Source organism: Rhodococcus baikonurensis, from assembly GCF_040489275.1.
Classification (GTDB): Bacteria; Actinomycetota; Actinomycetes; order Mycobacteriales; family Mycobacteriaceae; genus Rhodococcus_F; species Rhodococcus_F baikonurensis.
The window spans coordinates 32,760-56,766 of the sequence record NZ_JBEUOQ010000007.1 but is presented as its reverse complement, the minus strand read 5'-3'; the positions used below and the strand labels follow the sequence as shown (position 1 = coordinate 56,766).

Sequence of the window (24,007 nt, the reverse complement as noted above, 5' to 3'; positions counted from 1 at the left end):
AAGCCGTGTGAGCGATCAAGCCGCTGCGCGTCCGATGCTCGAGAGGAAGCCGGCGGCTCCGAAGAACAGTCCGGCGAACACTCGATTGGTGGTTCGTTGCTGTTTGGGGGAGCGCATCAAGGTAAGTACCCGTGCGGCCAGCCCGGTGTATCCGGTCATCACGATCACGTCGACTGCGCACATCGTGGCGGCGATGATCAGATACTGCGGCAGCAGCGGTGCCGCAGGGTCCAGGAACTGTGGGAGCACTGCGAGCATGAAAACGACGGCCTTCGGGTTGCTCGCGTTCACGAGAAATGCGCGAAGCATCATCATCGGGCCGGAACTGCTCGCGGTTGCTTCGTCGGTCTCCACTTCGGTGGGCGCTGACCGCCACTGCCTGACTCCCAGATAGACGAGGTATGCGACACCGAACCACTTGATCAAGGAAAAGGCCACGGTCGAACTGGCGAGAATTGCACCGACCCCGGCCGCGACAATTCCGATCTGCAGCAACAATCCCAATTGCAACCCGAAGATGTTCCAGTAACCTCGCCGCAGGCCGTAGGCAAGCCCCGACGACATCGACGCAATGGCGCCGGCCCCCGGTGACAGGCTGATCACCCAACTTGCTCCGAAGAAGGCCAACCAGACGTGCCAACTCATGTCGAATGTCCTTTGATCGGGGAATACTCCCGACAACCAGCACGCACGGGATCAGAAAAGTGTAGACGGACTGTCCTGCTCACTGCTCGCTGCAGTGCAATGATCGGGAGATGACGCCGTACCCCGTACTCGACCTGACACCCGACGAATTACTGACCACGACGCGCACGGTTCGAAAGCGTCTGGATCTGACCCGTCCCGTGCCGTTGGATCTGGTGAAGGAGTGCCTCCAGATCGCCTTGCAAGCACCCTCCGGTTCGAATCGTCAGGGGTGGCAATGGATGGTGGTGACCGATCCGGCACTGCGGGCGGCTGTCGGGCAGATCTACAAGGAAGTCACCGACGAGTACCTCGCTTCTCATGGTTCGGCGGCAAAACTCTTCGCCGACGATCCCGATCGTGCGCCGATCCAACAGCGCGTAGGCACCAGCGTCGCGTGGCTCGGTGAGCACATGGGCGAGGTACCGGTTCTTCTCATTCCATGTATCAAGGCAGGAAAGACACTGCCGGAGGGAAATCAGGCAGGGTTGTGGGGGTCGCTCCTTCCCGCCGCGTGGAGTTACGCCCTGGCCGCGCGGGCACGTGGACTCGGTACGGCGTGGACGACATTGCACCTGCAGCGTGAAGCGGAAGTTGCCGAGCTGCTGGGCATTCCGGCCGGATTCCATCAAGCGGCATTGATTCCCACGGCGTACTTCACCGGAGAGACGTTCAAACCAGCCGCCCGCGAACCGGTCGACAATGTGCTGCACGTGGACCGATGGTGAGCCTGATCTACTCGGCGATCTGTTCGATCGACGGGTATGTGGCTGATGAGCAGGGGAACTTCGACTGGGCGGTTCCCGACGCGCAGGTCCATTCGTTCGTCAACGAGCTCGAGCGGGGGGTCGGCACGTACCTACTCGGGCGCAAGATGTACGAGACCATGATTCCCTGGGAAGCAATGGCACACGGGGGCCTTCACGGCTCTTCGGTGTCGGGAGGTTCTTCGGTTCCGGAAGAGTTTGCCGGAATCGAGGCGGCGACTGTCGAGTTCGCCGAAATCTGGGGCGGTATCGACAAAGTCGTGTACTCCACGACGCTGACCGAGGTGTCGACGGCGCGCACAACAATTGTCCGGGAGTTCGACGCCGACGCCGTTCGTGCGCTCCAGAGTGAAGCGGTACAAGATATCTCGATCGGCGGTCCGACCGTTGCAGCATGTGCTTTCGCGGCGGGACTGGTCGACGAATGCAGGCTCTTCCTCTGCCCGGTGAGCGTCGGGGGCGGACTGCGCGCTCTCCCTGAAGGAAGGCTCGACCTGCAGTTGCTCGAGGAGCAGACATTCGACGGCGGCGTGATCTATCTGCGGTACGCCGTGCGCTAAGCAACCACCATCACCGTCGTGACGACACAGAGTAGAGCGATATAGGCGCAGGCATGAACGCGGTCCGGGATGACGCCGACAAATCGTCGGCTCAGCGCAATCGCCGGTAGAGAGCCGACGAGCAACGCACAGACCGCCAGAAGGTCGACGGCGCCGACTCTGCCCGCCGACAGATCCGAGGCCGTGATGCCCCCTGATGCGGCCGCGTACACCGCAGTCGCGACGACAGCGACAGGCAGGCTCAACGGGTTTGCGCTAGCGGCGGCGTCGGCCATCGGAACTCCGCCGCGTCGCATCATCGGAACCGTCATGACGCTGCCGCCTACGCCGAGGAAACTTGCGACAGCGCCGATTCCGATTCCGGCTGTGCGGAGACCGTGCGGGCCAAGATGGTCCCGAGGTACGTGAGGTGTCAGAAATCCTTGTCGCAGAAGACTGTCCAGGATCGTCACGACGAGGTAGAGCACGAACAGAATCCGGACGACGGCGTCGTCGACGTGGCCCGCCCCGACCGCTCCCAGGCCTGCTCCGACTGCGACGGGGCCGATCAGAGGCCGGATGTACTCCGTCCGAAGCCGTCCTGAGTTCCTGAATGCGACTGTGGCACTGAGTGAATTGACCACCATCACGGCCGCCGAGGATGCGACGGCAACATGCATCGGATCGACGACGTCCGGCCGAAGCGTGGATGCAGCGTAAACGACTGGGACGGTGACAAATCCGCCACCGAACCCGAAGAGAACGGTGGTGACTCCGGTCAAGGCGCCGAAAGTGAGCAGGATGAGGGCGTAGTGAAGCACTTGATGAACGGTAGCGATTTCGCCGCTGGCGCGCATTCGAAGGTTCGCCACGTTCCATTGTGAATCAGACACGGACTCGGTAGGTTCCTCCGGTGCGCAACATCTCGATCAACGACGTCGATCACTCACCTCGCAGCGTTCTCGCAATCGGAACCGACTACCCGCCCGGTCACGTGCTGGCCGCCCACGAACATCGACGAGCCCAGTTTCTCTTCGCTGTGAACGGTGCGATGAACGTCGAAACCGAAGACGGTGAGTGGACGGTTCTGCCGTCCAATGCGGTCATGATTCCCGCCGGTGTCGCTCATGCGGTGACGATGGACGGCGTCAGCACGCGAAGCCTCTACATCGAACCGTCCGCGGCGCCGTGGTTCCCGGTCAGGTGTCGAGTCGTCGCGGTGTCGTCACTTCTGCGTGAGCTGCTGGTCGCTGCAGTCGACATGGACGTCGAGTTGAACGTGGCGGTCGACTTCCCCGCCCACGGGCGCGGCGCCGCGGTATTTCAGCTGATCCTGCACGAACTTCGTGATCTTGCGCCCCTGCCTGTGGAACTCCCGCTGCCGCGGCACCCGGGATTGCGGGCGTTGTGCACGAGGTATCTCACAGGTCCGTCGATCCACGACTCACCCACGCGGTGGGCCGAGCAACTCCATATCAGTGAACGAACACTGCACCGCTTGCTGATCTCGGAAACGGGGATCAGCGCGTCGTCGTGGATGCAGCGCGCCTGCATTCTTCATGCGCTTCCGAAACTCTCTGCCGGTGCCAGTGTGACAGCCGTTGCGTCTGAACTCGGATACTCGACGCCGGCCGCCTTCACCGCGATGTGCACCCGAGTCTCGGGTGCACCGCCCAGTAGCTATCGGGCGCGCGTCACGACACAGACACCGGAATGATGTCGGCGACGACGTCGTGGATGAGACCGTCACGGACTTCGAAGGTTTCACGAATCTCGACGGTCATCAGGCGCGTGCCACCGATTCCCGCGTCCAGCAGGTAGGTGGTCGAGACGATGTCCCCGGCTTCCGACATCTCGAGGTCGCGGACACCCTGGATGACGCGGTATTGGATGCCGTTTTCGAGGTCTGCGGACATCTGTGGTCCCGAGAAGCCGGTCTTGATTCCGGCTTCGACGCGCGTCGCATCCGGGGCGAAGTGGACATCGGAGACGTCATGGGAGACCAGGGCGTCGATGTAGGCACGTGCCTGCGCCTCGCGGGGTGAATCGGCCGGGTTGGGGGCTGCTGTCGCAGCGCCTCCGGCGAGCAGGATCAGGGCAGCGGTGGCAGCGGCAGTTCCGGCGATATTTCGCAGTGTTCGCATGAGGCATCCTAACGACGGAGAGGGCAGGAAATTCGGAAAACGGCCCTCATCGAGTAGCCGTACAGCTGCGGGGAGGATCGACGAGCGAGCAGAAAGCCGGGGCCATGACGGGCACGTAGTCGGCGCCGACGCCGTTGTCGTGAATGATCCGGCGGTAGGTGTCGACGCCGTCGGTCGGGATTCGGGCCGCAGTGGGATCGCCGAGAACATCGACCGTGTAGAGCCCGAATCGAGGTCGGTAAGAACCCCATTCGTAGTTGTCGGTAATCGACCAGTAGTTGTATCCGATCACGTCGGCACCGTCTTCTCGGGCGCGTTCCATCCAATAGATGTGATCGCGTAGGTGATTCGAGCGTGTGTATCCGTCGGCGCGCGGCGCTCCGTTGTCAGTGGGCATGCCGTTCTCGACGATGTAGAGGGGGAGTTCTGGATACTTGCCGGAGTACCGCATCAATGCGTCGTACAGGCCTTCGGGTTGTGGCGTGACGTTGTAGAACTCGTCGAGTGCGGCGTACGCGGCAGTCGGATTGTTCAGGGCCACACCGTAGTAGTAGTCGATCCCGAGAAAGTCGAGCTTGTCGCGCACCCGATCCGTGAATACCGAATCGATCGCCTCGGACACGCCGGGAATGAAGGAGAAATTACTGCTCGCGCGAGCACCGGGATCGAGAACATGGATGCGGTCGTAGATCGCCCGGTGGACTCGGACCAATGAGTCGAACATCGACGGTGCCTGGGTGAGTGCGATTCCGCCGTAGGTCAATTCACGCTGAACGTACACAGTCGGCTCGTTGATCGTGATCCACAGCGCCCCGATTCCGGAGTACCGCTCGACTACCTTCTCTGCGTTGACCAGCCAATCGGCTTCCGTCTTCGGATTTGTCCAGCCGCCTTGATCGACAACCCATCCCGGATACACCCAGTGGTCGAGCGTGATCATCGGAGTCATGCCCCGCGCGCGGATGTGAGCCACCACGTCGTCGTAGTACGCGAATTCGGTCTCGTTCCAGCTCCCGGCGGCGGGCTGAACTCGCGCCCACTCGACGCCGAATCGGAAAACCTTCGATCCCAGATCGGCCGCCCGGTCGATGTCCTCGGCGTAGCGATGGCGAAAGTCGACCGAGTCACCGATCTTGTCGTGGGTTCGTCCGGAATCGGAGTATCGAGACCAGTTGCTGTCCGGTGACGAACCTTCCGATTGGAATCCGGAGGTGGCAACACCCCAGAGGAAGTCATCCGGTGCCTCCGCCGAGGCGCGAGCGGGAAGGGCCAGCGCCCCGAACAGACACGTCAGTGCCATCAGCGCAGGCGCAATAGACCGTGACAGGGCTCCCATGCCTGGGAGACTAAGTCATACAAAAGTCCAGTCGCAGGCGTTTCGTCCGATCCGCCTGCCACTGGACCGCGTCACTCAGTCACCCTGCCGCTCAGAAAACCATGGTCATCGATCCGGGGTTCCACGTCCCGGAGCGCTGAACGGTCGCTTCGTCGACCTGGGCAGGCACGGCACTCGGATCGATCGGTGTGTACTTCTCGATCGACCCCCAGTCGCGAGCCCAGTCGTTGTCGAGATACGACGGAATGGTCTGAGCGCTCAGAAGCAGGTCGATCCACCCTAACGGTCCGCCGCCGTAGTGGTCCTGCCATGCGCTGGTCACGAGTGCGCCGGAATGGTCGGGAAGGATCCGGTACTCGGGGACCTCGGCAATTCCGACCCGATGGTCGAAGGGGCGTTGGCACGGGAATGCCAGTCCGACAGCCCAATCCAGCATGACGGGCGCCTGCGAACCGACGACGTCGTTGAGCTTCTGGGTCTTCGGAACCCGTGGCGGCGTAACGGCCACCCATTGGTCGGCCTTGCTGTCGTAGTCGCTGACCACAAGTCGAATGCTGTTGGCTTCGACGGGAATCTGGTCCAGCGGCACTCTCAGGTTCCGCCATGACGGTGCCGGCCCGATGTCGAGGGGTGCGATCTTTCCGAGTGTTTCCACAGCGTCTGTTTCGGCATCGTCGACCCCGCGCGCTGTGCCGTACTCGACCTCGACGTTCTGGCCGTAGGTGACGATCCCGTCCTTGTCGACGGATCGAACACGACCCGCCGTGGCAATCGAGATGATGTCTCCGCGTGTGGCGTTCTCACCCACGTCGGGGAGTTGGTACCAGTCACTGGTCAGAGTGCCCGGGGAGGGCTGACCGTAGCTACCCATGACGGGTGTCGTCGCCGGGTCGAGGCCGAACGGCAACGCGACCGAACTGCCGTTGACGCCGGTCTGTCCGGCGCCACCGCCGGTTCCGGCCGAATTGCCGGCGGTGTCCTCGGCGGTGTCGACGGTGTTCGCGCCACCGGTAGCGGTGGCCTCCTTGTCGGCTCGAAGGTCGGAGGCCACGCCATTGGGATCGAATCCCGTCGCCCCACCGGCGGAGAGAGCTGTGGCCACGTTGCCGGAGAGAGGGGTCAGCATCGACGCGTTCGGATCGGTCTCGATCAGGACGTCGTTGGCGAGTCCGCAATGTTGGCCGAGAACGGCGTCGACGTTCGCGCGGCCCACCGAATATGCCGGGTACTGGGTGATCGCGCCCTTGGCCATGGACAGCACCTCGAAGAGGACCATCGCGCCCGCGGCGATGGTCAGCGGCGAGATGGCAAGCAGTCGAGCGTGCCTCGCGGACAGTTCCTTTCCGGCGGTGTACGGCTCACGGAAGAAGTACCACGCAGCGACGCCGAGCATCAGCACGGTCAGCCCGAGGAGGACGGTGCTCGCGCCGAGTCCGCTGATCGACACCGGCTTGTCCCACCACGGAACGCTGTAGCTGGACACGTAGTAATAGCTGTTGCTGCCGGTGAATGCGACCGCCAGGAGGAACAGGACGGCTGCCGCGAAGAGGGCCCGATTGCGCGGCGAGCGCAGGAGTTTCGTTCCCACGGCGACGGCCGTCATCATCGCCAGAACTGCAGTGAGCCCGGCAAAGATCCCGAAGTGGTGCGTCCACTTGGTCGGCGAGAACATCAGCAGTGGCAGCGCGCCGATCGTCAGCCCCACGACGCGGCGTGACGGACCGGCGGCCAAACCGGGGATACGGCCCCCCTTGCGCAGCATCATCGCGGTGCAGACGCCAAGGCACAGAACCATGACGAACACACCGAACCTGCGGGTCAGGGAACCGTCGACGGAGATGTTGAAGAGGTACTGATAGCGGAGATACTCGTCGAACCAGGGTTGATTCGGTGAGATCGAGTGGACGCGCTGCATCTCGATGACGGCGGCCAGACTCTGATCACCGAACGCGGGGATGAGGATCGACAGTCCGGCAGCCAGCAGTGGCCCGACAGCCGCGATGTAACCGGTGGTGCGGGCACGTTCGATGATGATGCGCATGATCGGGCGTATTCCGGCGATGAGAGCGGCGAAACAGATGAGTCCGGAAGGGCCGGCAGTCAAGGTGAATCCGGCGATCAATATCGCGATTGCGACCGGTAGAAGTCGTCTCGTCGCGACCGCGCGTTCGATCGAGCACCACGTCAGCAGGACACCGAGAGCAACGATCGGTTCGGGGCGCAGTCCGTTGTTGAACGGAAGCCAGAATGCGAGGAAGACGAGCGCGCCGGTCCAGAGGGCGAGTCGATTTCCACGAATGGCGGCGCCCAACCGAGGCGCAACCTCTCGGCTGATGACGAGCCAGGTGATGATGCCCGCCAACAGAGCAGGCAGACGGACCCACGGGCTTGCGGTGCTGACGTGGGCCAGGAGTCCGAGGATGTTGTAGTACGGCGTTCCGAACGGGGTTTCGGGAACCGCGAACCACCGGAAGTAGTTGGACATGTAGCCCGATTGCTCCGAGGCCCTGGCCATCGTGAACTGGTAGCCGTCATCGGTGGTGGTAGCGCCGATGAAGTGCCACAGCACCAGAGTTCCGACGACGACACCGTCGAGGACGGTGAACTTCCACCATCGGGCGGGCAGAAATTTGCGTGTTCCCCGGCCGTCGCGGTTGTCGAGGCGGTGCAGCGCGAAGAGGGACACGACCGCCGTGAGTGTCCCGAGAATCATGGCGAGGGTCTTGATCACCGACGGGCTCGACGTGAAGCGAGAGTCCGCCTCGATCGAGACGTTCAAACCGGCTGCCGCCGAATCGAGGTCGCTGAAGACACCGACCACCTGTGGCCGGCTGTCGCCCTCGATGACGCGCGGTTCGGAACCGGTGGCGCTGAAGGTGGTTCGAGTCGGCTCGGCGACGAGTGTGAGCGCGCAGCCAGTCTGCAGATCAGCGACGGGCGCCGAGAGCAACACTTGATCGCGCAGGACCGCCTCGACCCGAGCGGGGGCGTCGGCGGACTCGGGGGAGACCGTCGCGACGAATCCGTATCGCCGGGCGTCTGCGGCACCGGGGGGAGCAGTCGAGACGAGTGTTCCGCCGTCGGCGGTCAACTCGTTGATCGACGCGCACGGAATGGATGCCTCCATACGAAGCGGCGTGTACGAGACCAATGGTGCTTCGACGCTTGTCGTCGATCCGGCCTGCGGCCAGTTGACGGTGGCGGTGTCCTGCTCGATCGGCAGGAACGGCACTGATCCGCACAAAATGATGCCGAGGATCGATGCGACGATCGCAACGATCCGTGCTCGGTTCGGTCCGCTGGATCGCTGAGGGGTCGGCAATGCCGGAGGTGCGGTCGTGGCCACGTCACTGTCTGTCACGACTTTGGACCCTAGCTGTGCGTGACGTGTTTGTTATAAAAGCGCGAGTAATGGGATGGTCGTGTTCCCGGTGCCGTTCCACTGCGCGGGGGTTGTCGGCGATCGAGGCGGGGGTGCGGTGCACGAGGTTCACGAGTCCATTCCGCTGAGCCCACTACTGCGGCGATCGACGGCTGCATTGTGCGTCGTCCTCGGAATTGTCATGGTGATTGTCTGTGGGTTCGCGGCGATCGTGGAACGCGACCCGGCGGGCTACGTCGGCGCCGTGTTGTCCGCGATCCTGTCCTTCGGGTTGGCCGCGTACATGTGGAAGGTGTGCGTGATCATCACCACAGACGCCGAACGAGTGACAATCGCACTGTCTCCGGGATTACGTCAGGTTTTTCGGTGGGACGAAGTTGTGTCGGCAACTGCGGTCCATATCGGGATGGGCTCCGGAATCGGCTATCGGATGACCGGCCCAGGTATGCGGGTAATTCTCGCCTCACCCGGCGACGGGGTCCGCTTTCGTCTCCACGACGGCCGCGAAATCTCGGTGGCGACCGACCGAAGGGACGAGCTGATCGAACTTGCCCGGCGGCGAGCGCCGGACCTGCAGTGAGCGTCGCAGGTGGACCGGTGAAAAATGGGGTGCGCCTATCCTGGATAATTGACGTCAGTTCCGTGTTTCGGACCCGTTGATCGGGCCCGAAATGCCGGACCGGTTTGCAGCCGCTTGCACAGGCACCCCGTTTGCGTACGAGAGGAACTCTCATGCTTGCCCGCACCGACCTGCGTGGTCGTACCCCATCCACGGCCGAACTTCGCGCCGCGCTTCCCCGAGGTGGAGTGGATGTGGACGCGGTGCTGCATCAGGTTCGCCCGATGGTCGAAGCCGTTCGTGATCGTGGGGCCGAAGCCGCGCTCGAGTTCGGCGAGAAGTTCGACGGCGTTCGTCCGTCCTCGGTCCGGGTTCCAGCGGCAGAGCTCGAGCGCGCACTTCGTGAACTCGACCCGGCCGTCAAGGAAGCCCTCGAGGTTGCGATCGAGCGCACCCGCAAGGTGCACGCCGATCAGCGTCGCAAGGACACCGTCACCGAGGTGGTCCCGGGTGGCACGGTCACCGAGCGTTGGGTTCCCGTCGAGCGCGTCGGGCTGTACGTCCCCGGTGGCAACGCCGTGTACCCGTCGAGTGTTGTCATGAACGTCGTGCCGGCTCAGACGGCCGGCGTCGGATCGCTCGTAGTCGCCTCGCCTCCGCAAGCCGAGTTCGGCGGATTGCCGCACCCCACGATCCTTGCCGCCGCAGCCATGCTCGGTGTCGACGAGGTGTGGGCCGTCGGCGGCGGACAGGGCGTTGCCTTGCTGACGTACGGCGGAACCGACACCGACGGAACCGAACTTGTACCGGTCGACCTCATCACCGGCCCCGGCAACATCTACGTCACTGCCGCCAAGCGTCTGTGCCGCGGACTGGTCGGCATCGATGCGGAGGCCGGTCCCACCGAGATCGCGATCCTCGCCGACCACACCGCTGACCCGGTCCACGTTGCTGCCGACCTCATCAGCCAGGCCGAGCACGACGTGATGGCCGCCAGCGTCCTCGTCACGACCAGCGTCGAATTGGCCGACGCCGTCGATGCGGCTCTGGCCGCGCAGCTCGAGATCACCAAGCACCGCGAGCGCGTCACCACGGCGCTGACCGGCAGCCAGTCGGGCACCGTGCTGGTCTCCGATGTTTCCGCTGGTCTGCGCGTCGTCAACGCTTATGCGGCCGAGCACCTCGAGATTCAGACCGAGGACGCAACCGGTGTCGCAGCTCAGGTCACCAGCGCTGGTGCCGTGTTCGTCGGCCCATGGGCGCCGGTCAGCCTCGGCGACTACTGCGCCGGCTCCAACCACGTTCTGCCGACGGCCGGGTGTGCACGTCACTCCTCCGGTCTGAGCGTGCAGACCTTCCTGCGTGGGATCCACGTGATCGACTACTCCGAGTCGGCTCTGAAAGACGTTGCCGGACACGTCATCACGCTCGCCAATGCGGAGGACCTGCCCGCTCACGGCGAGGCCGTGCGTCTGCGATTCGAGGCCTTGCGATGAGTGGCGCTGCGATGAGCAGTGTTCCCGGAGGATCGATTTCGGTCGACGCCCTTCCGATTCGCGAGAACCTGCGTGGAAAGTCGGCGTACGGCGCCCCGCAGTTGACGGTTCCGGTTCAGCTCAACACGAACGAGAACCCGCATCCGCCGACGCAGGCGCTCATCGACGATGTTGCCGAATCCGTGCGCGAAGCCGCGAAGGAACTGCACCGCTATCCAGACCGTGACGCTGTGGCGTTGCGGACGGATCTGGCTGCGTACCTGTCGAAGCAGACCGGGGTGCCGGTCACCGTCGACAATCTCTGGGCGGCAAATGGATCGAACGAAATTCTGCAGCAGTTGTTGCAGGCGTTCGCAGGTCCGGGGCGCAGCGCGATGGGTTTTGTGCCCTCGTACTCGATGCACCCGATCATCGCCGACGGTACCGATACCGAGTGGGTCGAGGTCTTCCGTCGGGACGATTTCGCACTCGACGTGGATGCTGCCGTCACAGTGATCGAGGAGCGTCGACCGGACGTCGTGTTCGTGACCAGCCCCAACAACCCGACCGGACACAGCGTCGGTATTGCGGAACTGCGACGCATTCTCGACGTGGCGCCGGGCATCGTGATCGTCGACGAGGCGTACGCGGAGTTCTCCGCTGCCCCCAGCGCGATGACGCTGATCGACGAGTTCCCGGCCAAGCTGGTTGTCACCCGCACCATGAGCAAGGCGTTCGCGTTTGCCGGTGGCCGACTCGGCTACCTCGCCGCAGCTCCCGCATTCATCGACGCACTGTTGTTGGTGCGCTTGCCGTATCACCTCTCGGTGGTCACGCAAGCTGCGGCACGTGCCGCACTGCGTCACGCCGACGAGACCCTCGGCAGTGTCCATGCCTTGTCTGCCGAGCGTGATCGGGTGTCGAAGGCGCTGGCGGACACCGGTTTCCGAGTGATTCCCAGTGACGCGAACTTCATCTTGTTCGGTCAGTTCACCGACAGTGCACAGGCGTGGAAGGAATACCTCGACCGCGGGGTTCTCATCCGCGACATCGGCATCCCCGGATACCTGCGGGCCACAGTGGGACTCGAAGCCGAGAACGACGCGTTCATCAAGGCAAGTGACGAAATCGCAGGCACCCAGCTGGTCGACACGAATTCAGGAGAGACGGCATGAGCGATCGCATCGCGCGGATCGAACGAACAACTCGGGAATCAAGCATCGTCGTCGAACTGAATCTGGACGGGGCCGGCATCGTCGACGTCTCCACCGGCGTTCCGTTCTTCGACCACATGCTCAACGCCTTGGGTACCCACGCCAGCTTCGATCTCGACGTCAAGGCGAAGGGTGACGTCGAGATCGACGCTCACCACACCGTCGAGGACACCGCGATCGTTTTCGGCCAGGCACTCGGCCAGGCACTCGGCGACAAGAAGGGCATCCGCCGTTTCGGCGACGCTTTCATACCGATGGACGAAACGCTGGCGCACGCGTCGGTCGACGTCTCCGGTCGCCCGTACTGCGTGCACACCGGTGAGCCCGACTACATGGTGCATTCCGTTATCGGCGGGTACCCGGGCGTTCCGTATCACGCGGTGATCAACCGCCACGTGTTCGAGTCGATCGCATTGAATGCACGTATCGCACTGCACGTTCGGGTTCTGTACGGCCGCGATCAGCACCACATCACCGAGGCCGAGTACAAGGCCGTTGCGCGCGCTTTGCGTGAAGCTGTAGAGCCGGATCCCCGCGTGAGCGGCGTGCCGTCGACGAAGGGCACACTGTGAGCGTCCTCTTCACCTATCTGCTGTTCATCGGTGCGGGAATTGCCGTCGGCGGCGCTTACTCGATGTTCAAGGTCAACAAGCTGGCGTCGGGAATCCTTCTGGCGTTGGCGGTTCTGGCGGCGGTAGCGGGCGCACTGCGTCTGTGACGCGAAAGGTTACTGCGTCTGTGACGCGAAAAGTTACGGCGTCTGTGACGGGGAAAGAGGCGGGGCCGGGGTTGCTTCGTACTCCGGGCATGGTCGGTGTCCTGATCATGGCAGCAGCAGCTTTCGGCGGCTGGTCGTTGCTGTTGCCGGTGGTGCCGTTGCTGGTTGCGCAATCCGGCGGATCGGATGCGCTTGCCGGGTCGGTGACCGGTGTCTTCATGGCGGCCACGGTCGTGACGCAACTGCTCGTGCCTCGGCTGTTGCGGACGCAGGGCTACCGGCGCGTGTTGGCGGTCGGATGTCTGCTCCTCGGTCCACCGTCGTTGGTGCTGTTGATCTCGGCCGACGCCGGCCCTGTCCTGGCGGTTTCCGCGGTGCGAGGTATCGGTTTCGGCATGCTGACGGTGGCCGGCAGCGCACTGGTGGCGGAGCTGGCGCCCAAGCGAATTCTGGGCCGTGCCACCGGCGCTCAGGGAATTGCGATCGCTGCGTCACAAATGGCGGGGCTACCGCTGGGGCTTGCGATCATGGAACGGTGGTCGGCGACACCGGTGTTCGTCCTCGGTGCGCTGATCCCGGCGCTCGCGCTGGTGGCCATTGCCGGGTTGCCGAAGATTTTCGCCCAGCCGACCGGGGAATCCGCCCGGTTGAGTGTGTTCGCCGTCCTGGTTCCGGTGCTCGCTCTGGCGTGCGTGTCCGCGTCGTTCGGCGGATTGTCGTCGTTGCTGCCGATCGCCATTTCGGAGCGCGCGGCTGTTGCAGGTGTGGTGTTGGCGACTGCCAGTGGGTCGATGTTGGTCGGTCGATTCTCGGCGGGGCTGATCGCCGATCGTGTCGGCAGTGGCCGAACTCTCGCGCCGGCGCTGGCGTCGTCGACCATCGGATTGGTGCTGTTCGCGGTCAACGTCGACGGCGGTTCGACACCGGTCTTGTTCTGCGCGGCGGTCCTTTTCGGGCTCGGGTTCGGTGCAGTGCAGAACGAGTCCTTGGTCATGGCTTTCCAGGCTGCCGGCCCGAGGCAACTCGGATCCGCGAGCGCGATCTGGAACATCGGCTATGACGCCGGCACCGGGATCGGTGCACTGGCTCTGGGATTCGTGGCCACGACTGCCGGCTATGCGTGGGTGTTCGCGGTCTCCGCGGTCGTTGTCGCTCTACTCCCGGCACTGGCCGCAGGCGGCAAAGTGATCGGCAGCAGGGTTGCCCGATAGAGTTGGGGCATGAGCGCTTCCACGATTGCTGTACTCGATTACGGCTCCGGCAACCTGCATTCCGCTACTCGCGCACTGGCGCGCACCGGGGCGCAGGTGGAGGTGACCAACGATATGAAGGTTGCACTGGCGGCAGACGGTCTCGTGGTACCCGGTGTCGGCGCGTTCGCGGCCTGCATGGAAGGTCTGCGAGCAGTCCAGGGTGACCGCATCATCGGCAGACGCTTGGCCGGTGGCCGACCGGTGCTGGGCATCTGCGTCGGCATGCAGATTCTGTTCGATCGGGGAGTCGAATTCGGTGTCGAGGCGGAGGGCTGCGGCGAATGGCCTGGCACCGTCGAGAGGCTGCAAGCTGAAGTTCTGCCGCACATGGGCTGGAACACCGTGGAGGCTCCGGAGTCCAGCACCCTGTTCAAGGGCATCGACGCCGACACCCGCTTCTACTTCGTCCACTCCTACGGTGTGCAGAGCTGGGAACTCGCGCCGTCCGAGCACATCGCGCCTCCGAAGCTGACGTGGGCAGATCACGGCGGAAAGTTCCTCGCTGCCGTGGAGAACGGCGCGTTGTCCGCGACGCAGTTCCACCCCGAGAAATCCGGCGACGCAGGCGCCGAGTTGCTGAGCAACTGGGTGCAGAGTTTGTGACCGGGAGTTCCGGCCCGAACCGCGGCGACGACTTTTCCCTCGCTCGTCTGGCGTTGTTCTCGCTCGGCGCCGCTGTTGCTGCGTTGGCGGTCGCCACCGTCGTCATCGTCGTGCTCCAACCCTCGCCGGGTGTCGGTCTCGCGATCGGTCTCGTGGGGGTCGTCGCTGCGATCGCGGCAATGGGCGTCGTATCCAAGCGGATGACGCGAAAAGCGTTCGGTGACCCGGAAGACGGTTCGAGGTCCTGACCTACTAGGGTTACCGCACGTGAGCCTGGTCCTTTTGCCTGCTGTAGATGTCGTCAACGGTGAAGCTGTTCGCCTCGTGCAAGGAGAGGCGGGAAGTGAGACCGGTTACGGGTCGCCCCGCGATGCTGCTCTTGCGTGGCAGAACGACGGCGCCGAATGGGTGCATCTGGTCGACCTCGACGCCGCTTTCGGGCGTGGGTCCAACAGCGAACTGCTGGCCGGCGTCATCGGTGACCTGACGGTCAAGGTGGAACTCTCCGGAGGAATCCGCGACGACGCTTCCCTGGAAGCCGCACTGGCCACCGGCTGTGCTCGCGTGAATCTCGGTACCGCCGCTATCGAAGATCCCGAGTGGTGTGCGCGTGCATTGGCCAAGTACGGCGACAAGATCGCCGTCGGCCTCGACGTTCGTCTCGTCGACGGTCAGTACCGCACCCGTGGTCGCGGCTGGGTCACCGACGGCGGCGATCTGTGGGAGACACTCGCGCGTCTGGATCGCGACGGCTGCACCCGTTACGTCGTCACCGACGTCTCCAAAGACGGCACCCTCACCGGTCCCAACCTCGAACTTCTCAGTCAGGTCTGCGCAGTCACGGACGCGCACGTCGTGGCCTCTGGTGGTGTGTCGACCATCGAGGATCTGCTCGCCATTTCCAGCCTGGTGGATCAGGGTGTCGAAGGCGCGATCGTGGGCAAGGCGCTCTACGCCGGACGCTTCACACTCCCCGAAGCACTGGCAGCAGTTTCCGGATAGATTTTCCAGATGACTCCGACGCGTGACCTCGACGAACTTCTCGCGATTGCGAGTCGGCTTCTCGACGGCGTCCACGATCAGTTCGTCTCCGGTGTCGGTGCCCCGAGCGCGGTCCGCAAGGGCTGGGGCGATTTTGCCACCGAGGTCGATCTCGCGCTCGAGAAGCGGTTGACCGCGGAGTTGTTCGAGCAGACCGGCATCGAGGTGCACGGCGAGGAATTCGGTGGCCCCGACGTCGGTTCGGGACTTGTCTGGGTTCTCGACCCCGTCGACGGTACTTTCAACTATTCGGCCGGATTGCCTACTGCCGGAACGTTGTTGGCGCTTCTCGACGACGGTGTCCCGGTGCTCGGATTGACCTGGCTGCCATTGATCGGTCACACGTACGCGACTCGCGCCGGCGGTCCGTTGCTGGTCAACGGAATCGCCGTACCTCCGCTGGAGCCAACCGATCTGGCGTCGTCGATCGTCGGCTTGGGCGCGCTCAACGTCAACAGTCGCGGCCGGATCCCCGGCAGTTTCCGGCTCGACCTCCTCGCCGAGATCAGCAAGGTGTCCTCGCGGATCCGGATACACGGCTCCACCGGAGTCGACCTGGCGTTCACCGCTGCGGGCATCCTGGGCGGCGCGATCGTCTACGGCCGCAACGCGTGGGACAACGCAGCCGGTGTCGCGCTCGTTCGCGGAGCGGGCGGGGTGGTCACCGATCTGGCCGGCAACCCGTGGACCGTAGAATCGGAGTCGGTGCTCGCCGCCGCCCCGGGCATCCACGGTGAGATTCTCGATATCCTCAACGCGCTCGGTGATCCGCGCGCTTCGTCCTCAGGAGGACCACAGTCATGACCCTCGCAGTTCGCGTGATTCCGTGCCTCGACGTCGACGCCGGACGAGTGGTCAAGGGTGTCAATTTCGAGAATCTTCGCGACGCCGGAGATCCCGTGGAACTCGCGGCGGCTTACGACGCTCAGGGCGCCGACGAACTGACCTTCCTCGACGTCACCGCGTCCACGTCGGATCGTGGCACGATGCTCGACGTCGTAAGTCGTACTGCCGAGCAGGTTTTCATTCCTCTGACTGTCGGCGGTGGAGTGCGCACGGTGGCGGACGTCGATCGTCTGCTGCGTGCCGGTGCCGACAAGGTCAGCGTCAACACCGCAGCAATCGCGCGCCCGGAGCTACTCAAGGAACTGAGTGAGCGTTTCGGCTCGCAGTGCATCGTCCTCTCGGTCGACGCCCGCACCGTTCCCCAGGGGCAGCCGGACACACCGTCAGGGTGGGAGGTCACCACTCACGGAGGCAAGCGCGGGACGGGTATCGACGCGGTCGAGTGGGCCGAGCGTGGCGCGGAGTTGGGAGTGGGGGAGATCCTGCTCAACTCGATGGATGCCGACGGCACCAAGGCCGGCTTCGACCTTCTGATGATCCGTGCTGTCCGGGCGGCGGTCCACGTACCGGTGATCGCCAGTGGCGGTGCCGGCCTGGTCGAACACTTCGCTCCTGCTGTGGAAGCGGGCGCGGATGCAGTTCTGGCAGCGAGTGTCTTCCACTTCGGCGATTTGAGCATCCCGCAGGTCAAGGATGCGATGCGCGCCGAGGGAATCGTCGTTCGCTAGGCGTTCTCGGCGCGGATTCCGTCGAACATGAGGCGACTGATGGCCTGGTTCAGTGCTGCGCAGTCGACGGACGAATCGGCTTGCAATCCTTGAATTGCACTTGCCAGCATCATGCCGTTGACGGCCTGCGCAGTGTTGTCGACGTCGAGGTCGGCGCGTAGATAGCCGCATTCGACCCCGTGATGCAGATACGCCGCGGTCAACGATGCCGACTGGTCGAGTAGATCGAGCATCCTGCCTGTGAGATCGGCGTCGACGCCGGTCGTCTCGAAGAGGAGAACCCGCGGAATACGCGGGTCGTCGAAGAAGATGCGGGGGAGTGCTTCGGCGATGCGACCGACCTGCGCGCGGTACTCGTCCAACGTGTTTGCTGCGTCAGGGGCATTCTCGACGGCGAGTGCGCTGATTATTTTTGCGATCAGATCGTCGATGACGTGGTTGATGATGTCGCGCTTGTTCTCGAAGTATCGGTAGAACGTGCCGTGACCGATTCCGAGAGTTGTTGCGATATCGGCAATTCCGGTCGCGTGATAGCCGCGTTTCGCGAAGCACTCGAATGATGCGTCGATGATATCGCGGCGCAGTTCCGCCTTTTTTCGTTCTGCTCTGGTCATGGCCTTCGTCACGTCAGGAATGATACCGTTCTCAATAACGGAATGACATGTCAGTTTCTGATGTGCAGTTCACGGGTGCGTGGTTCACAGATGCGCGGGTTCATGGTGTGCAGTTCACGAGAGGGATTCTCCGATGGCAGTGCAGTACGACGCAGTAGTGGTGGGGGCGGGCTTCGGTGGAATGGGTGCGGCCATTCAACTCAAGCGGATGGGCCTGGACAACCTGGCGATCCTCGAGCGTGAGGACGATCTGGGTGGAACCTGGCACGTCAATCGCTATCCCGGTTTGGCCGTCGACATCGCGTCGGTCACGTACTCGTACTCGTTCGAACCCAATCCGAACTGGTCCAGGCTCTTCGCACCTGGTGCCGAACTGAAGAAGTACGCCGATCATGTCGCGGACAAGTACGACCTGCGTAGACACATGACGTTCGGTGCTGTGGTCAACGGAGCCCGCTGGGACGAGGATTCCTCGCACTGGGTCGTATCCGTCGAGGGATCTCCGGATATCACCGCAAAATACCTCCTGACCGCGACGGGCTTCCTCTCGCAGCCACATCGCCCGGACATCTCCGGCATCGACGAATTTGCGGGCAAGATCATCCACACCACCGCCTGGGACGATTCCTACGATTTGTCGGGCACCAAGACCGCAATCATCGGAACCGGTGCCACTGCCGTGCAGTTGATCCCCGAGGTGGCGCGGCAGGCCGCAGAGTTGACCGTCTACCAACGCACACCGATCTGGGTAGTTCCCAAGATCGACGTCCCCATTCCGAGCGCAGTGCAGAGGCTGTTCTCGCGCATTCCGCTCACCCAGCGAATCGCTCGCGCTGTCAGTTCGTCGATACTCGAAATGATCATGGTCAGTGCGGTCCTGCACTACAAGCAGGTCAAACTGTTGAACAAGGGCGCTGCAGCCGCATCACGAGCGTTTCTGCGGTCGCAGGTCCGCGATGCCGGCCTTCGCAAGCAACTCACACCGGACTACGACTTCGGGTGCAAGCGACCCACGTTCTCCAACAGCTATTTCCGTACGTTCACCAAGGAGAACGTGCACCTTGAAACTACGCCGATCGACCATATCGCCGCCGACGGCATCGTCACCGCTGACGGACGCAAGACCGAGATCGACACCTTGGTGCTGGCGACCGGCTTCAACCTCTGGGACGTGAACTTTCCGGCCATCGAGGTTATCGGCCGTGAGGGCCGCAACCTCGGCAAGTGGTGGCGTGACAACCGTTTCCAGGCTTACGAGGGAGTTGCGGTTCCTCACTTTCCCAATTTCCTCACGCTCGCCAGTCCGTACTCGTACAGCGGTTTGTCCTACTTCACGACGATCGAATCGCAGATGCAGCACATGGATCGACTGTTCGGCGAGGTGAAACGGCGCGGCGCGGACACCTTCGAGGTCACCGAAACCGCCAACGCCAAGTTCCTGGACCGGATGACGGAGAACCTCGCGGACTCCGTCTTTTACGGCGGTAGTTGCCAGACTGCGCGGAGCTACTACTTCAATCAGCACGGCGAGGCTGCGATCCTGCGGCCCACCTCTACGCGCAACGCGTTTGTCGAAGCGAAACGCTTTCCGCTCGAAGACTATTCGATCATCTAGGTGTGCTTGTCCCGTGTTCGGCTAACGTGTCGAACCGACTCCGGTCGGAACCGATATCACGGGATAACGGTTCTGCCGCTTCAGTCGGGACGTGACCGAACTGTGCATCAGTTTGCTCACCGCGGAGGCAGCACCTTTTCGCGGTGATCCGATCACGATGGTGAAGGCGTCGTACTTGTCGGCAGTCGCGAGAATGACACCGGCCGGGTCGCCGTAGGTGCAGTCGTACGTCCACGTATCGGTGTGTGAGGCGAGCGCCGAGGCCGTCTGCTCGCGTTGCGACACCATCTCGTCGTGCAGACGCGTTTCGAATTGTGGGGAGTCGGTTTCGACAGGCAAGTCCTCGGATGTGATGCAGTGAACGACGTGGAGGGCCGAATCTTCCTTGGCGGCAAGCATCAATCCGTAGCTGACGACATTCTTGCTGGTCAGGCCTGTGTCGATGCCGAGAACTATGTGGCGGGTAGGGACGCGATCGGTACTCGGGTTCGCGAGGTGGCAGGTGTACTCCGGGTGTGGACCGTCATGATGCTGATGGTTCATGTCGGATCCTCTTCCGCAGCGACGGCGACGTAACTCCCATTCTAGGGCGGCCACGCAGGGGAATTCCACGGAAGTCACAGGTGGAAGGTATAAACGTCATATGAGTCTTGATCCCGCAATCGCAGCGAAGCTGAAGCGTAACGACGCCGGACTGTTCAGCGCGGTTGCGCAGGAGAAGTCGACCGGTGATGTGCTGATGGTCGCGTGGATGGATGACGAAGCGCTCGCGCGAACACTGGAAACCCGTAAGGGGACGTACTATTCGCGCTCGCGGCAGCAGTACTGGGTCAAGGGTGAGACGTCGGGGCACACCCAGTACGTCCACGAAGTGCGACTCGACTGCGACGGCGATTCGGTCTTGCTGATCGTCGACCAGGAGGGCGCGGCGTGCCACACCGGCACTCACACGTGTTTCGACACCGACGTCCTACTCGCCGCTCAGCAGTGACGCGACATGGCCGCTGACAAGACTCCACAACCGCTCGATTACACCTTCACCGCTCCTATCGAGAAAGACGGGGCGTTCGCGACGTTTCTCACCGTGCCCGGTTCGGCGGAACTTCTGGGAACCAGACGCGCAGTCAAGGTGGTCGGGATCCTCGACGGCGAGCATCCCTTCGAGGCGACGCTGATGCCCTCCGGCGACGGACCTCATTGGCTTCCGCTCCGCGTGGCGCTCTGCAAGGCGATTGGCAAGAGCCTCGCTGGAGAAGAAGTATCGGTACGTCTACAGCAGCGATTGACCTGAAGTTTCCCGAACCGAGGAGAATTGTGGTCGACAGAGCCGTTGATTCGTTGCAGATGGTAGCGCGAGAGCTGAGTCCGTTCGGCGGTGACGAGGGGAAAACACGCACGCTGCGCATGTCGCGGGCTCTCGCGGCACCCATAGGCACGGTCTGGGCGGCGATAACCGAGTTCGACCGCATTCCCCAATGGTTCATGCCGGTCGCGGGAGAAGCCATGATCGGAGGCCACTATCAGCTCGAGGGCAACGCCGGCGGCGAGATTTTGGCGTGCGATGCTCCTCGAACTCTTCGCATCACCTGGGAATATGCCGGCGATGTGAGCTATGTGACCGTGAATCTCGCCCAAAAAGGCAGTGGTGCAACGCTGTTCGACTTCGAACACGCTGCGGACGTGGAGCCTGATCGGTGGGCCGAGTACGGTCCAGGTGCCGTCGGCGTCGGGTGGGACATGGGACTGCTCGGGCTGGCTCGACACGCGGAACTGGGGATCGCGACCCCACTCGAGACACCCGAGTGGTCGGCGATCGACGAGGCCAAGGCGTTCATCGCGGGAAGCAGTGAACTGTGGGCCGAAGCTACGATCGCATCGGGCGACGACCCGGATGCGGCTGCAGCCGCCGCTGCTCGCACGACGGCTGCATACACCGGGTAGATCGTCGCTGCGGGGACTAACATCGGAATAGTCTGGTTGTTGCGGGACTTCCGCGCCACGAGCGGAGACGACGATGGTGTATCGGCTCATCGAAGTAGTGACGGTGTTCGTTCACTTCGGATTTGTTCTCTATGTGGTGCTGGGTGGATTTGTCGCATGGAAGTGGCGTCGTACCATCGCAATCCATCTTGCTGCGGTTGTCTGGGGAGCCGGTTCGATAGCGGTCGGATACGACTGCCCGCTGACCAATCTCGAGAACTGGGCCCGCCGGATGGCCGGAATCGCGGAGTTGCCGTCCACCGGATTCATCTCGCACTACATCACCGGCGTGTTCTATCCGGTGGGTATCGAAGGCCTGGTACAGGCGCTCGCGGCGACGGTGGTTGTCGGATCCTGGGTCGGATACGTGCTGCTCGGACGGCATTCGAAGGCAGAGGTCAAAGCGTCGTCAGTGTCATGATTCTTCAGTGTCATGATTCCTTGGTGACGATCCCTGCCGTTTCTGGATGGAAACGGCAGGGAGGCGCTGTCAGGAATTACGCGCGAGTCAGTGCCACCACGGGAATTGTGCGGATCCCAGCTGTCTTCTCCGCATATTCGGCAAATCCCGGGTATCGACTGGCCTGCTCGTCGTAGATGCGGTCACGTTTCTCGCCGGTTACCTCGCTGACGGAGACCGGGTATGTTTCGGTGCCGACCTCGACCTCTGCCTGATCGGTGGCAACGAGGTTGTAGTACCAGTCGGGGTTGGTCGGGGCGCCGGCCTTGGATGCAAAAACGTAGATGGTCTTAGGATCCCGCTCGTCTGCCAGATACATCATGGGACTGACGAAATCGCGCCCGGATTTACGTCCTGTGTGATGGACCAACACCATGGGCGCACCTTCGAAGGGGCCACCTACCTTGCCCTCGTTTTCCCGAAACTCCGAAATGATGCCTGCGTTCCAATCGTCGGTACTCATCGTTGTCTCCTGGTCTGCGAGTGGCGAAAGGCTCTGGTGCCAAGCTTTGCACAACTGGTGAATCGACGAGAGATCATCTTCGGCGTCAAGCATGATCTACTATCTACGTATGAACGCAGATAGTGGTGTTTGTCGCCGCAAGCTTCCCGATGATCAAGTCGACCTCGTAGTCGAGGTGTTCCGCATGCTCGCCGACGCAACTCGTGTGCAGGTGTTGTGGGCATTGGTCGACCGCGAGTGCTCGGTGAACGAGCTGGCAGAACGTGTCGGCAAGCCGGCGCCTTCTGTGTCACAGCACCTGGCGAAACTGCGTATGGCGAGGTTGGTGCGAACGCGCCGTGATGGTACGACGGTGTTCTATCGCCTGGAGAACGACCATGTGCGCCAACTGGTTACGGATGCGGTCTTCAATGCCGAACATGCCGGACCCGGATTGCCGGGGCATCACCGTAGTGAAGGTGAGCTTCGGGAGATTCACCCGGAGCGCTCGGCGAAGGTCGATCGTACCGATCAAGAAGAAGGTGCGTCATGACACACGAGCCCAAGACGACCCACGGACACGGTCACAGTCATGGCCGTGGTCACGGTCACGGCCACGGCCCGAAGGGATTTCGATCGGCAGTTCGCGAAGTGTTCTCCCCGCACAGTCACGACGCTGCCGACAGTGTCGACGACGCGTTGGAATCGAGCGTAATTGGCATCCGGGCGGTCAAGATCAGTCTTGTCGCGCTCGGGGTCACCGCAGTTGCTCAGGTTGCGATCGTGGCGATCTCGGGTTCGGTGGCGCTGCTGGCGGACACGATTCACAACTTCTCCGACGCGCTCACGGCAGTCCCACTCTGGATTGCCTTTGCGCTCGGCCGACGTGCGGCGACCAGGCGTTACACCTACGGGTTCGGCCGTGCGGAGGACCTGGCCGGATTGTTCGTGCTTGCGATGATCGCATTGTCGGCGGTGATTGCCGGTGTGGAGGCGGTGCGGCGTTTGATCAATCCGGTGGAGATCGAGCACCTCGGTTGGGTAGCGGCTGCAGGTTTGATCGGTTTCATCGGCAACGAACTCGTGGCGTTGTATCGGATCAGAGTGGGGCGGCAGATCGGTTCCGCGGCTCTGGTGGCCGATGGATTGCATGCTCGCACAGACGGATTCACTTCGCTCGCAGTCCTTCTGGGGGCGGGGGGAGTTGCGCTGGGTTTCCCGTTGGCAGACCCGATCATCGGCCTTGTCATCACCGTGGCCATCGTGGCAGTGCTGAGGACCGCAGCGCGAGACGTCTTCCGGCGGTTGATGGACGGCGTCGAACCGGAGTTGGTGGACGATGCCGAACATGCGCTGCAACACGAGCCTGGAGTTCTCGGCGTACGTGATCTGAAGATGCGATGGATCGGGCACCGGTTGCACGCCGATGCGGAACTCGACATCGATCCGCGGGCAACTCTTGCCGAAGCTCACGCAATCGCGCACAGTGCCGAGCATTCGCTCACTCACGCGGTGCCCAAGCTCGCCACTGCCCTGGTGCATGCGTATCCGGCGCATGATGCGGCCAAGTCCGAGATCGGATACCGATCGCCTTCCCGGTGATATCT

Annotated in this window: 29 protein-coding genes; 21 read left to right on the top strand and 8 right to left on the bottom strand. The window is 62.9% G+C overall.

All coding sequences use genetic code 11. The features are described 5' to 3' along the window. Positions 1 to 15: 15 nt before the first annotated feature. The gene (locus tag ABWI03_RS17570; protein ID WP_095969950.1) at positions 16 to 645 is read right to left on the bottom strand and encodes a LysE family transporter; all 630 of its coding nucleotides are present in this window, start codon (positions 643 to 645) and stop codon (positions 16 to 18) included. 110 nt (positions 646 to 755) lie between these two features. Between ABWI03_RS17570 and ABWI03_RS17565 the strand changes: the two genes are divergently transcribed. Both ABWI03_RS17565 and ABWI03_RS17560 read left to right on the top strand, forming a co-directional pair. Continuing rightward, entirely contained in the window at positions 756 to 1,412 is a 657-nt protein-coding gene (locus tag ABWI03_RS17565) for a nitroreductase family protein (protein WP_124569410.1), read from the top strand. After that, entirely contained in the window at positions 1,406 to 2,011 is a 606-nt protein-coding gene (locus tag ABWI03_RS17560) for a dihydrofolate reductase family protein (protein ID WP_298780979.1), read from the top strand. The genes ABWI03_RS17565 and ABWI03_RS17560 overlap by 7 nt, the downstream gene beginning before the upstream one ends. Here the strand turns inward: ABWI03_RS17560 and ABWI03_RS17555 are convergent. After that, complete coding sequence (locus ABWI03_RS17555; protein WP_298781433.1) at positions 2,008 to 2,847, bottom strand: sulfite exporter TauE/SafE family protein; 840 nt, start codon at positions 2,845 to 2,847, stop codon at positions 2,008 to 2,010. The two genes, ABWI03_RS17560 and ABWI03_RS17555, sit on opposite strands and share 4 nt — an antisense overlap. 56 nt (positions 2,848 to 2,903) lie before the next feature. Between ABWI03_RS17555 and ABWI03_RS17550 the strand changes: the two genes are divergently transcribed. Beyond that, on the top strand, positions 2,904 to 3,707 hold the full coding sequence (locus ABWI03_RS17550; protein ID WP_298780976.1) for an AraC family transcriptional regulator: 804 nt from the start codon (positions 2,904 to 2,906) through the stop codon (positions 3,705 to 3,707). Here the strand turns inward: ABWI03_RS17550 and ABWI03_RS17545 are convergent. From ABWI03_RS17545 to ABWI03_RS17535, 3 genes are all read right to left on the bottom strand, one after another. Beyond that, on the bottom strand, positions 3,685 to 4,134 hold the full coding sequence (locus ABWI03_RS17545; RefSeq protein WP_124569413.1) for a DUF8021 domain-containing protein: 450 nt from the start codon (positions 4,132 to 4,134) through the stop codon (positions 3,685 to 3,687). The two genes, ABWI03_RS17550 and ABWI03_RS17545, sit on opposite strands and share 23 nt — an antisense overlap. 46 nt (positions 4,135 to 4,180) lie before the next feature. Then, positions 4,181 to 5,434: a glycoside hydrolase family 1 protein gene (locus ABWI03_RS17540; protein WP_095969955.1), complete on the bottom strand. Its 1,254-nt coding sequence runs from the start codon at positions 5,432 to 5,434 to the stop codon at positions 4,181 to 4,183. 127 nt (positions 5,435 to 5,561) lie between these two features. Continuing rightward, a complete protein-coding gene (locus ABWI03_RS17535) occupies positions 5,562 to 8,816 on the bottom strand; it encodes an arabinosyltransferase domain-containing protein (RefSeq protein ID WP_298781429.1) in 3,255 nt (1,084 codons plus the stop codon). Between the two features lie 70 nt (positions 8,817 to 8,886). Here ABWI03_RS17535 and ABWI03_RS17530 point away from each other — a divergent pair, with 70 nt between their 5' ends. The 11 genes from ABWI03_RS17530 to hisF all read left to right on the top strand — a co-directional run bounded on the left by ABWI03_RS17530 (position 8,887) and on the right by hisF (position 17,289). Beyond that, positions 8,887 to 9,432: a hypothetical protein gene (locus tag ABWI03_RS17530; protein ID WP_200313440.1), complete on the top strand. Its 546-nt coding sequence runs from the start codon at positions 8,887 to 8,889 to the stop codon at positions 9,430 to 9,432. 152 nt (positions 9,433 to 9,584) lie between these two features. Then, complete coding sequence (gene hisD / locus ABWI03_RS17525) at positions 9,585 to 10,907, top strand: histidinol dehydrogenase (protein ID WP_095969958.1); 1,323 nt, start codon at positions 9,585 to 9,587, stop codon at positions 10,905 to 10,907. A gap of 11 nt (positions 10,908 to 10,918) precedes the next feature. After that, the gene (locus tag ABWI03_RS17520) at positions 10,919 to 12,061 is read left to right on the top strand and encodes a histidinol-phosphate transaminase (RefSeq protein WP_095969959.1); all 1,143 of its coding nucleotides are present in this window, start codon (positions 10,919 to 10,921) and stop codon (positions 12,059 to 12,061) included. Further along, a complete protein-coding gene (hisB, locus tag ABWI03_RS17515; RefSeq protein ID WP_298780966.1) occupies positions 12,058 to 12,672 on the top strand; it encodes an imidazoleglycerol-phosphate dehydratase HisB in 615 nt (204 codons plus the stop codon). The genes ABWI03_RS17520 and hisB overlap by 4 nt, the downstream gene beginning before the upstream one ends. After that, a complete protein-coding gene (locus ABWI03_RS17510; RefSeq protein ID WP_007732248.1) occupies positions 12,669 to 12,818 on the top strand; it encodes a hypothetical protein in 150 nt (49 codons plus the stop codon). Before hisB ends, ABWI03_RS17510 begins: the two co-directional genes overlap by 4 nt. 89 nt (positions 12,819 to 12,907) lie before the next feature. Next, a complete protein-coding gene (locus tag ABWI03_RS17505; RefSeq protein WP_214889668.1) occupies positions 12,908 to 14,029 on the top strand; it encodes an MFS transporter in 1,122 nt (373 codons plus the stop codon). A 9-nt stretch (positions 14,030 to 14,038) separates the two neighbouring features. Next, positions 14,039 to 14,674, top strand: coding sequence for an imidazole glycerol phosphate synthase subunit HisH (hisH, locus tag ABWI03_RS17500; protein ID WP_003942389.1), 636 nt, complete (start codon positions 14,039 to 14,041; stop codon positions 14,672 to 14,674). Further along, positions 14,671 to 14,922 (top strand): hypothetical protein, encoded by a 252-nt coding sequence (locus tag ABWI03_RS17495; protein WP_298780959.1) that lies wholly within the window; start codon positions 14,671 to 14,673, stop codon positions 14,920 to 14,922. The genes hisH and ABWI03_RS17495 overlap by 4 nt, the downstream gene beginning before the upstream one ends. 19 nt (positions 14,923 to 14,941) lie before the next feature. Then, positions 14,942 to 15,676, top strand: a complete 735-nt coding sequence (gene priA / locus ABWI03_RS17490; RefSeq protein WP_003942371.1) for a bifunctional 1-(5-phosphoribosyl)-5-((5-phosphoribosylamino)methylideneamino)imidazole-4-carboxamide isomerase/phosphoribosylanthranilate isomerase PriA — start codon at positions 14,942 to 14,944, stop codon at positions 15,674 to 15,676. 9 nt (positions 15,677 to 15,685) lie between these two features. Then, complete coding sequence (locus ABWI03_RS17485) at positions 15,686 to 16,519, top strand: inositol monophosphatase family protein (RefSeq protein WP_095969964.1); 834 nt, start codon at positions 15,686 to 15,688, stop codon at positions 16,517 to 16,519. Next, positions 16,516 to 17,289, top strand: a complete 774-nt coding sequence (gene hisF, locus ABWI03_RS17480) for an imidazole glycerol phosphate synthase subunit HisF (protein ID WP_095969965.1) — start codon at positions 16,516 to 16,518, stop codon at positions 17,287 to 17,289. Before ABWI03_RS17485 ends, hisF begins: the two co-directional genes overlap by 4 nt. Here the strand turns inward: hisF and ABWI03_RS17475 are convergent. Then, positions 17,286 to 17,915 carry a TetR/AcrR family transcriptional regulator gene (locus tag ABWI03_RS17475; protein WP_298780950.1) on the bottom strand — a complete coding sequence of 210 codons (630 nt, stop codon included), beginning with the start codon at positions 17,913 to 17,915 and terminating at the stop codon, positions 17,286 to 17,288. The genes hisF and ABWI03_RS17475 overlap by 4 nt on opposite strands. Positions 17,916 to 18,036: 121 nt before the next feature. Here ABWI03_RS17475 and ABWI03_RS17470 point away from each other — a divergent pair, with 121 nt between their 5' ends. Further along, entirely contained in the window at positions 18,037 to 19,518 is a 1,482-nt protein-coding gene (locus ABWI03_RS17470) for a flavin-containing monooxygenase (protein ID WP_298780947.1), read from the top strand. Positions 19,519 to 19,539: 21 nt separating this feature from the next. Here ABWI03_RS17470 and ABWI03_RS17465 read toward each other — a convergent pair whose 3' ends face one another. Beyond that, positions 19,540 to 20,061 (bottom strand): universal stress protein, encoded by a 522-nt coding sequence (locus ABWI03_RS17465; RefSeq protein WP_298780945.1) that lies wholly within the window; start codon positions 20,059 to 20,061, stop codon positions 19,540 to 19,542. Between the two features lie 100 nt (positions 20,062 to 20,161). On the opposite strand from ABWI03_RS17465, the gene hisI reads away from it, so the two are divergent. The 4 genes from hisI to ABWI03_RS17445 all read left to right on the top strand — a co-directional run bounded on the left by hisI (position 20,162) and on the right by ABWI03_RS17445 (position 21,919). Further along, a complete protein-coding gene (gene hisI, locus ABWI03_RS17460; RefSeq protein ID WP_050655350.1) occupies positions 20,162 to 20,509 on the top strand; it encodes a phosphoribosyl-AMP cyclohydrolase in 348 nt (115 codons plus the stop codon). A gap of 6 nt (positions 20,510 to 20,515) precedes the next feature. Next, positions 20,516 to 20,809 carry a DUF1905 domain-containing protein gene (locus tag ABWI03_RS17455; RefSeq protein WP_095969969.1) on the top strand — a complete coding sequence of 98 codons (294 nt, stop codon included), beginning with the start codon at positions 20,516 to 20,518 and terminating at the stop codon, positions 20,807 to 20,809. Positions 20,810 to 20,832: 23 nt separating this feature from the next. Next, a complete protein-coding gene (locus ABWI03_RS17450; RefSeq protein ID WP_298780940.1) occupies positions 20,833 to 21,459 on the top strand; it encodes an SRPBCC family protein in 627 nt (208 codons plus the stop codon). 73 nt (positions 21,460 to 21,532) lie between these two features. Beyond that, positions 21,533 to 21,919, top strand: a complete 387-nt coding sequence (locus tag ABWI03_RS17445) for a DUF2784 domain-containing protein (RefSeq protein WP_235169555.1) — start codon at positions 21,533 to 21,535, stop codon at positions 21,917 to 21,919. Positions 21,920 to 21,995: 76 nt separating this feature from the next. On the opposite strand, the gene ABWI03_RS17440 is transcribed toward ABWI03_RS17445, so the two are convergent. Next, a complete protein-coding gene (locus ABWI03_RS17440; protein WP_095969972.1) occupies positions 21,996 to 22,421 on the bottom strand; it encodes a nitroreductase/quinone reductase family protein in 426 nt (141 codons plus the stop codon). A gap of 109 nt (positions 22,422 to 22,530) precedes the next feature. On the opposite strand from ABWI03_RS17440, the gene ABWI03_RS17435 reads away from it, so the two are divergent. Continuing rightward, entirely contained in the window at positions 22,531 to 22,953 is a 423-nt protein-coding gene (locus ABWI03_RS17435; RefSeq protein WP_200313458.1) for an ArsR/SmtB family transcription factor, read from the top strand. Then, positions 22,950 to 24,002 (top strand): cation diffusion facilitator family transporter, encoded by a 1,053-nt coding sequence (locus ABWI03_RS17430; RefSeq protein WP_298780929.1) that lies wholly within the window; start codon positions 22,950 to 22,952, stop codon positions 24,000 to 24,002. Before ABWI03_RS17435 ends, ABWI03_RS17430 begins: the two co-directional genes overlap by 4 nt. Positions 24,003 to 24,007: the final 5 nt, after the last annotated feature.

Coding starts and splice junctions, on each gene's coding strand:
- hisF (WP_095969965.1), top strand. CDS start 16,516: ATGACCCTCGCAGTTCGCGTGATTCCGTGCCTCGACGTCGACGCCGGA.
- ABWI03_RS17465 (WP_298780945.1), bottom strand. CDS start 20,061: ATGAACCATCAGCATCATGACGGTCCACACCCGGAGTACACCTGCCAC.
- ABWI03_RS17555 (WP_298781433.1), bottom strand. CDS start 2,847: ATGCGCGCCAGCGGCGAAATCGCTACCGTTCATCAAGTGCTTCACTAC.
- ABWI03_RS17565 (WP_124569410.1), top strand. CDS start 756: ATGACGCCGTACCCCGTACTCGACCTGACACCCGACGAATTACTGACC.
- hisH (WP_003942389.1), top strand. CDS start 14,039: ATGAGCGCTTCCACGATTGCTGTACTCGATTACGGCTCCGGCAACCTG.
- ABWI03_RS17560 (WP_298780979.1), top strand. CDS start 1,406: ATGGTGAGCCTGATCTACTCGGCGATCTGTTCGATCGACGGGTATGTG.
- hisB (WP_298780966.1), top strand. CDS start 12,058: ATGAGCGATCGCATCGCGCGGATCGAACGAACAACTCGGGAATCAAGC.
- ABWI03_RS17520 (WP_095969959.1), top strand. CDS start 10,919: ATGAGCAGTGTTCCCGGAGGATCGATTTCGGTCGACGCCCTTCCGATT.
- ABWI03_RS17485 (WP_095969964.1), top strand. CDS start 15,686: ATGACTCCGACGCGTGACCTCGACGAACTTCTCGCGATTGCGAGTCGG.
- ABWI03_RS17445 (WP_235169555.1), top strand. CDS start 21,533: ATGGTGTATCGGCTCATCGAAGTAGTGACGGTGTTCGTTCACTTCGGA.
- ABWI03_RS17455 (WP_095969969.1), top strand. CDS start 20,516: ATGGCCGCTGACAAGACTCCACAACCGCTCGATTACACCTTCACCGCT.
- ABWI03_RS17435 (WP_200313458.1), top strand. CDS start 22,531: ATGAACGCAGATAGTGGTGTTTGTCGCCGCAAGCTTCCCGATGATCAA.
- ABWI03_RS17530 (WP_200313440.1), top strand. CDS start 8,887: ATGGTCGTGTTCCCGGTGCCGTTCCACTGCGCGGGGGTTGTCGGCGAT.
- hisD (WP_095969958.1), top strand. CDS start 9,585: ATGCTTGCCCGCACCGACCTGCGTGGTCGTACCCCATCCACGGCCGAA.
- hisI (WP_050655350.1), top strand. CDS start 20,162: ATGAGTCTTGATCCCGCAATCGCAGCGAAGCTGAAGCGTAACGACGCC.
- ABWI03_RS17440 (WP_095969972.1), bottom strand. CDS start 22,421: ATGAGTACCGACGATTGGAACGCAGGCATCATTTCGGAGTTTCGGGAA.
- ABWI03_RS17570 (WP_095969950.1), bottom strand. CDS start 645: ATGAGTTGGCACGTCTGGTTGGCCTTCTTCGGAGCAAGTTGGGTGATC.
- ABWI03_RS17545 (WP_124569413.1), bottom strand. CDS start 4,134: ATGCGAACACTGCGAAATATCGCCGGAACTGCCGCTGCCACCGCTGCC.
- ABWI03_RS17470 (WP_298780947.1), top strand. CDS start 18,037: ATGGCAGTGCAGTACGACGCAGTAGTGGTGGGGGCGGGCTTCGGTGGA.
- ABWI03_RS17540 (WP_095969955.1), bottom strand. CDS start 5,434: ATGGCACTGACGTGTCTGTTCGGGGCGCTGGCCCTTCCCGCTCGCGCC.
- ABWI03_RS17505 (WP_214889668.1), top strand. CDS start 12,908: ATGGTCGGTGTCCTGATCATGGCAGCAGCAGCTTTCGGCGGCTGGTCG.
- ABWI03_RS17430 (WP_298780929.1), top strand. CDS start 22,950: ATGACACACGAGCCCAAGACGACCCACGGACACGGTCACAGTCATGGC.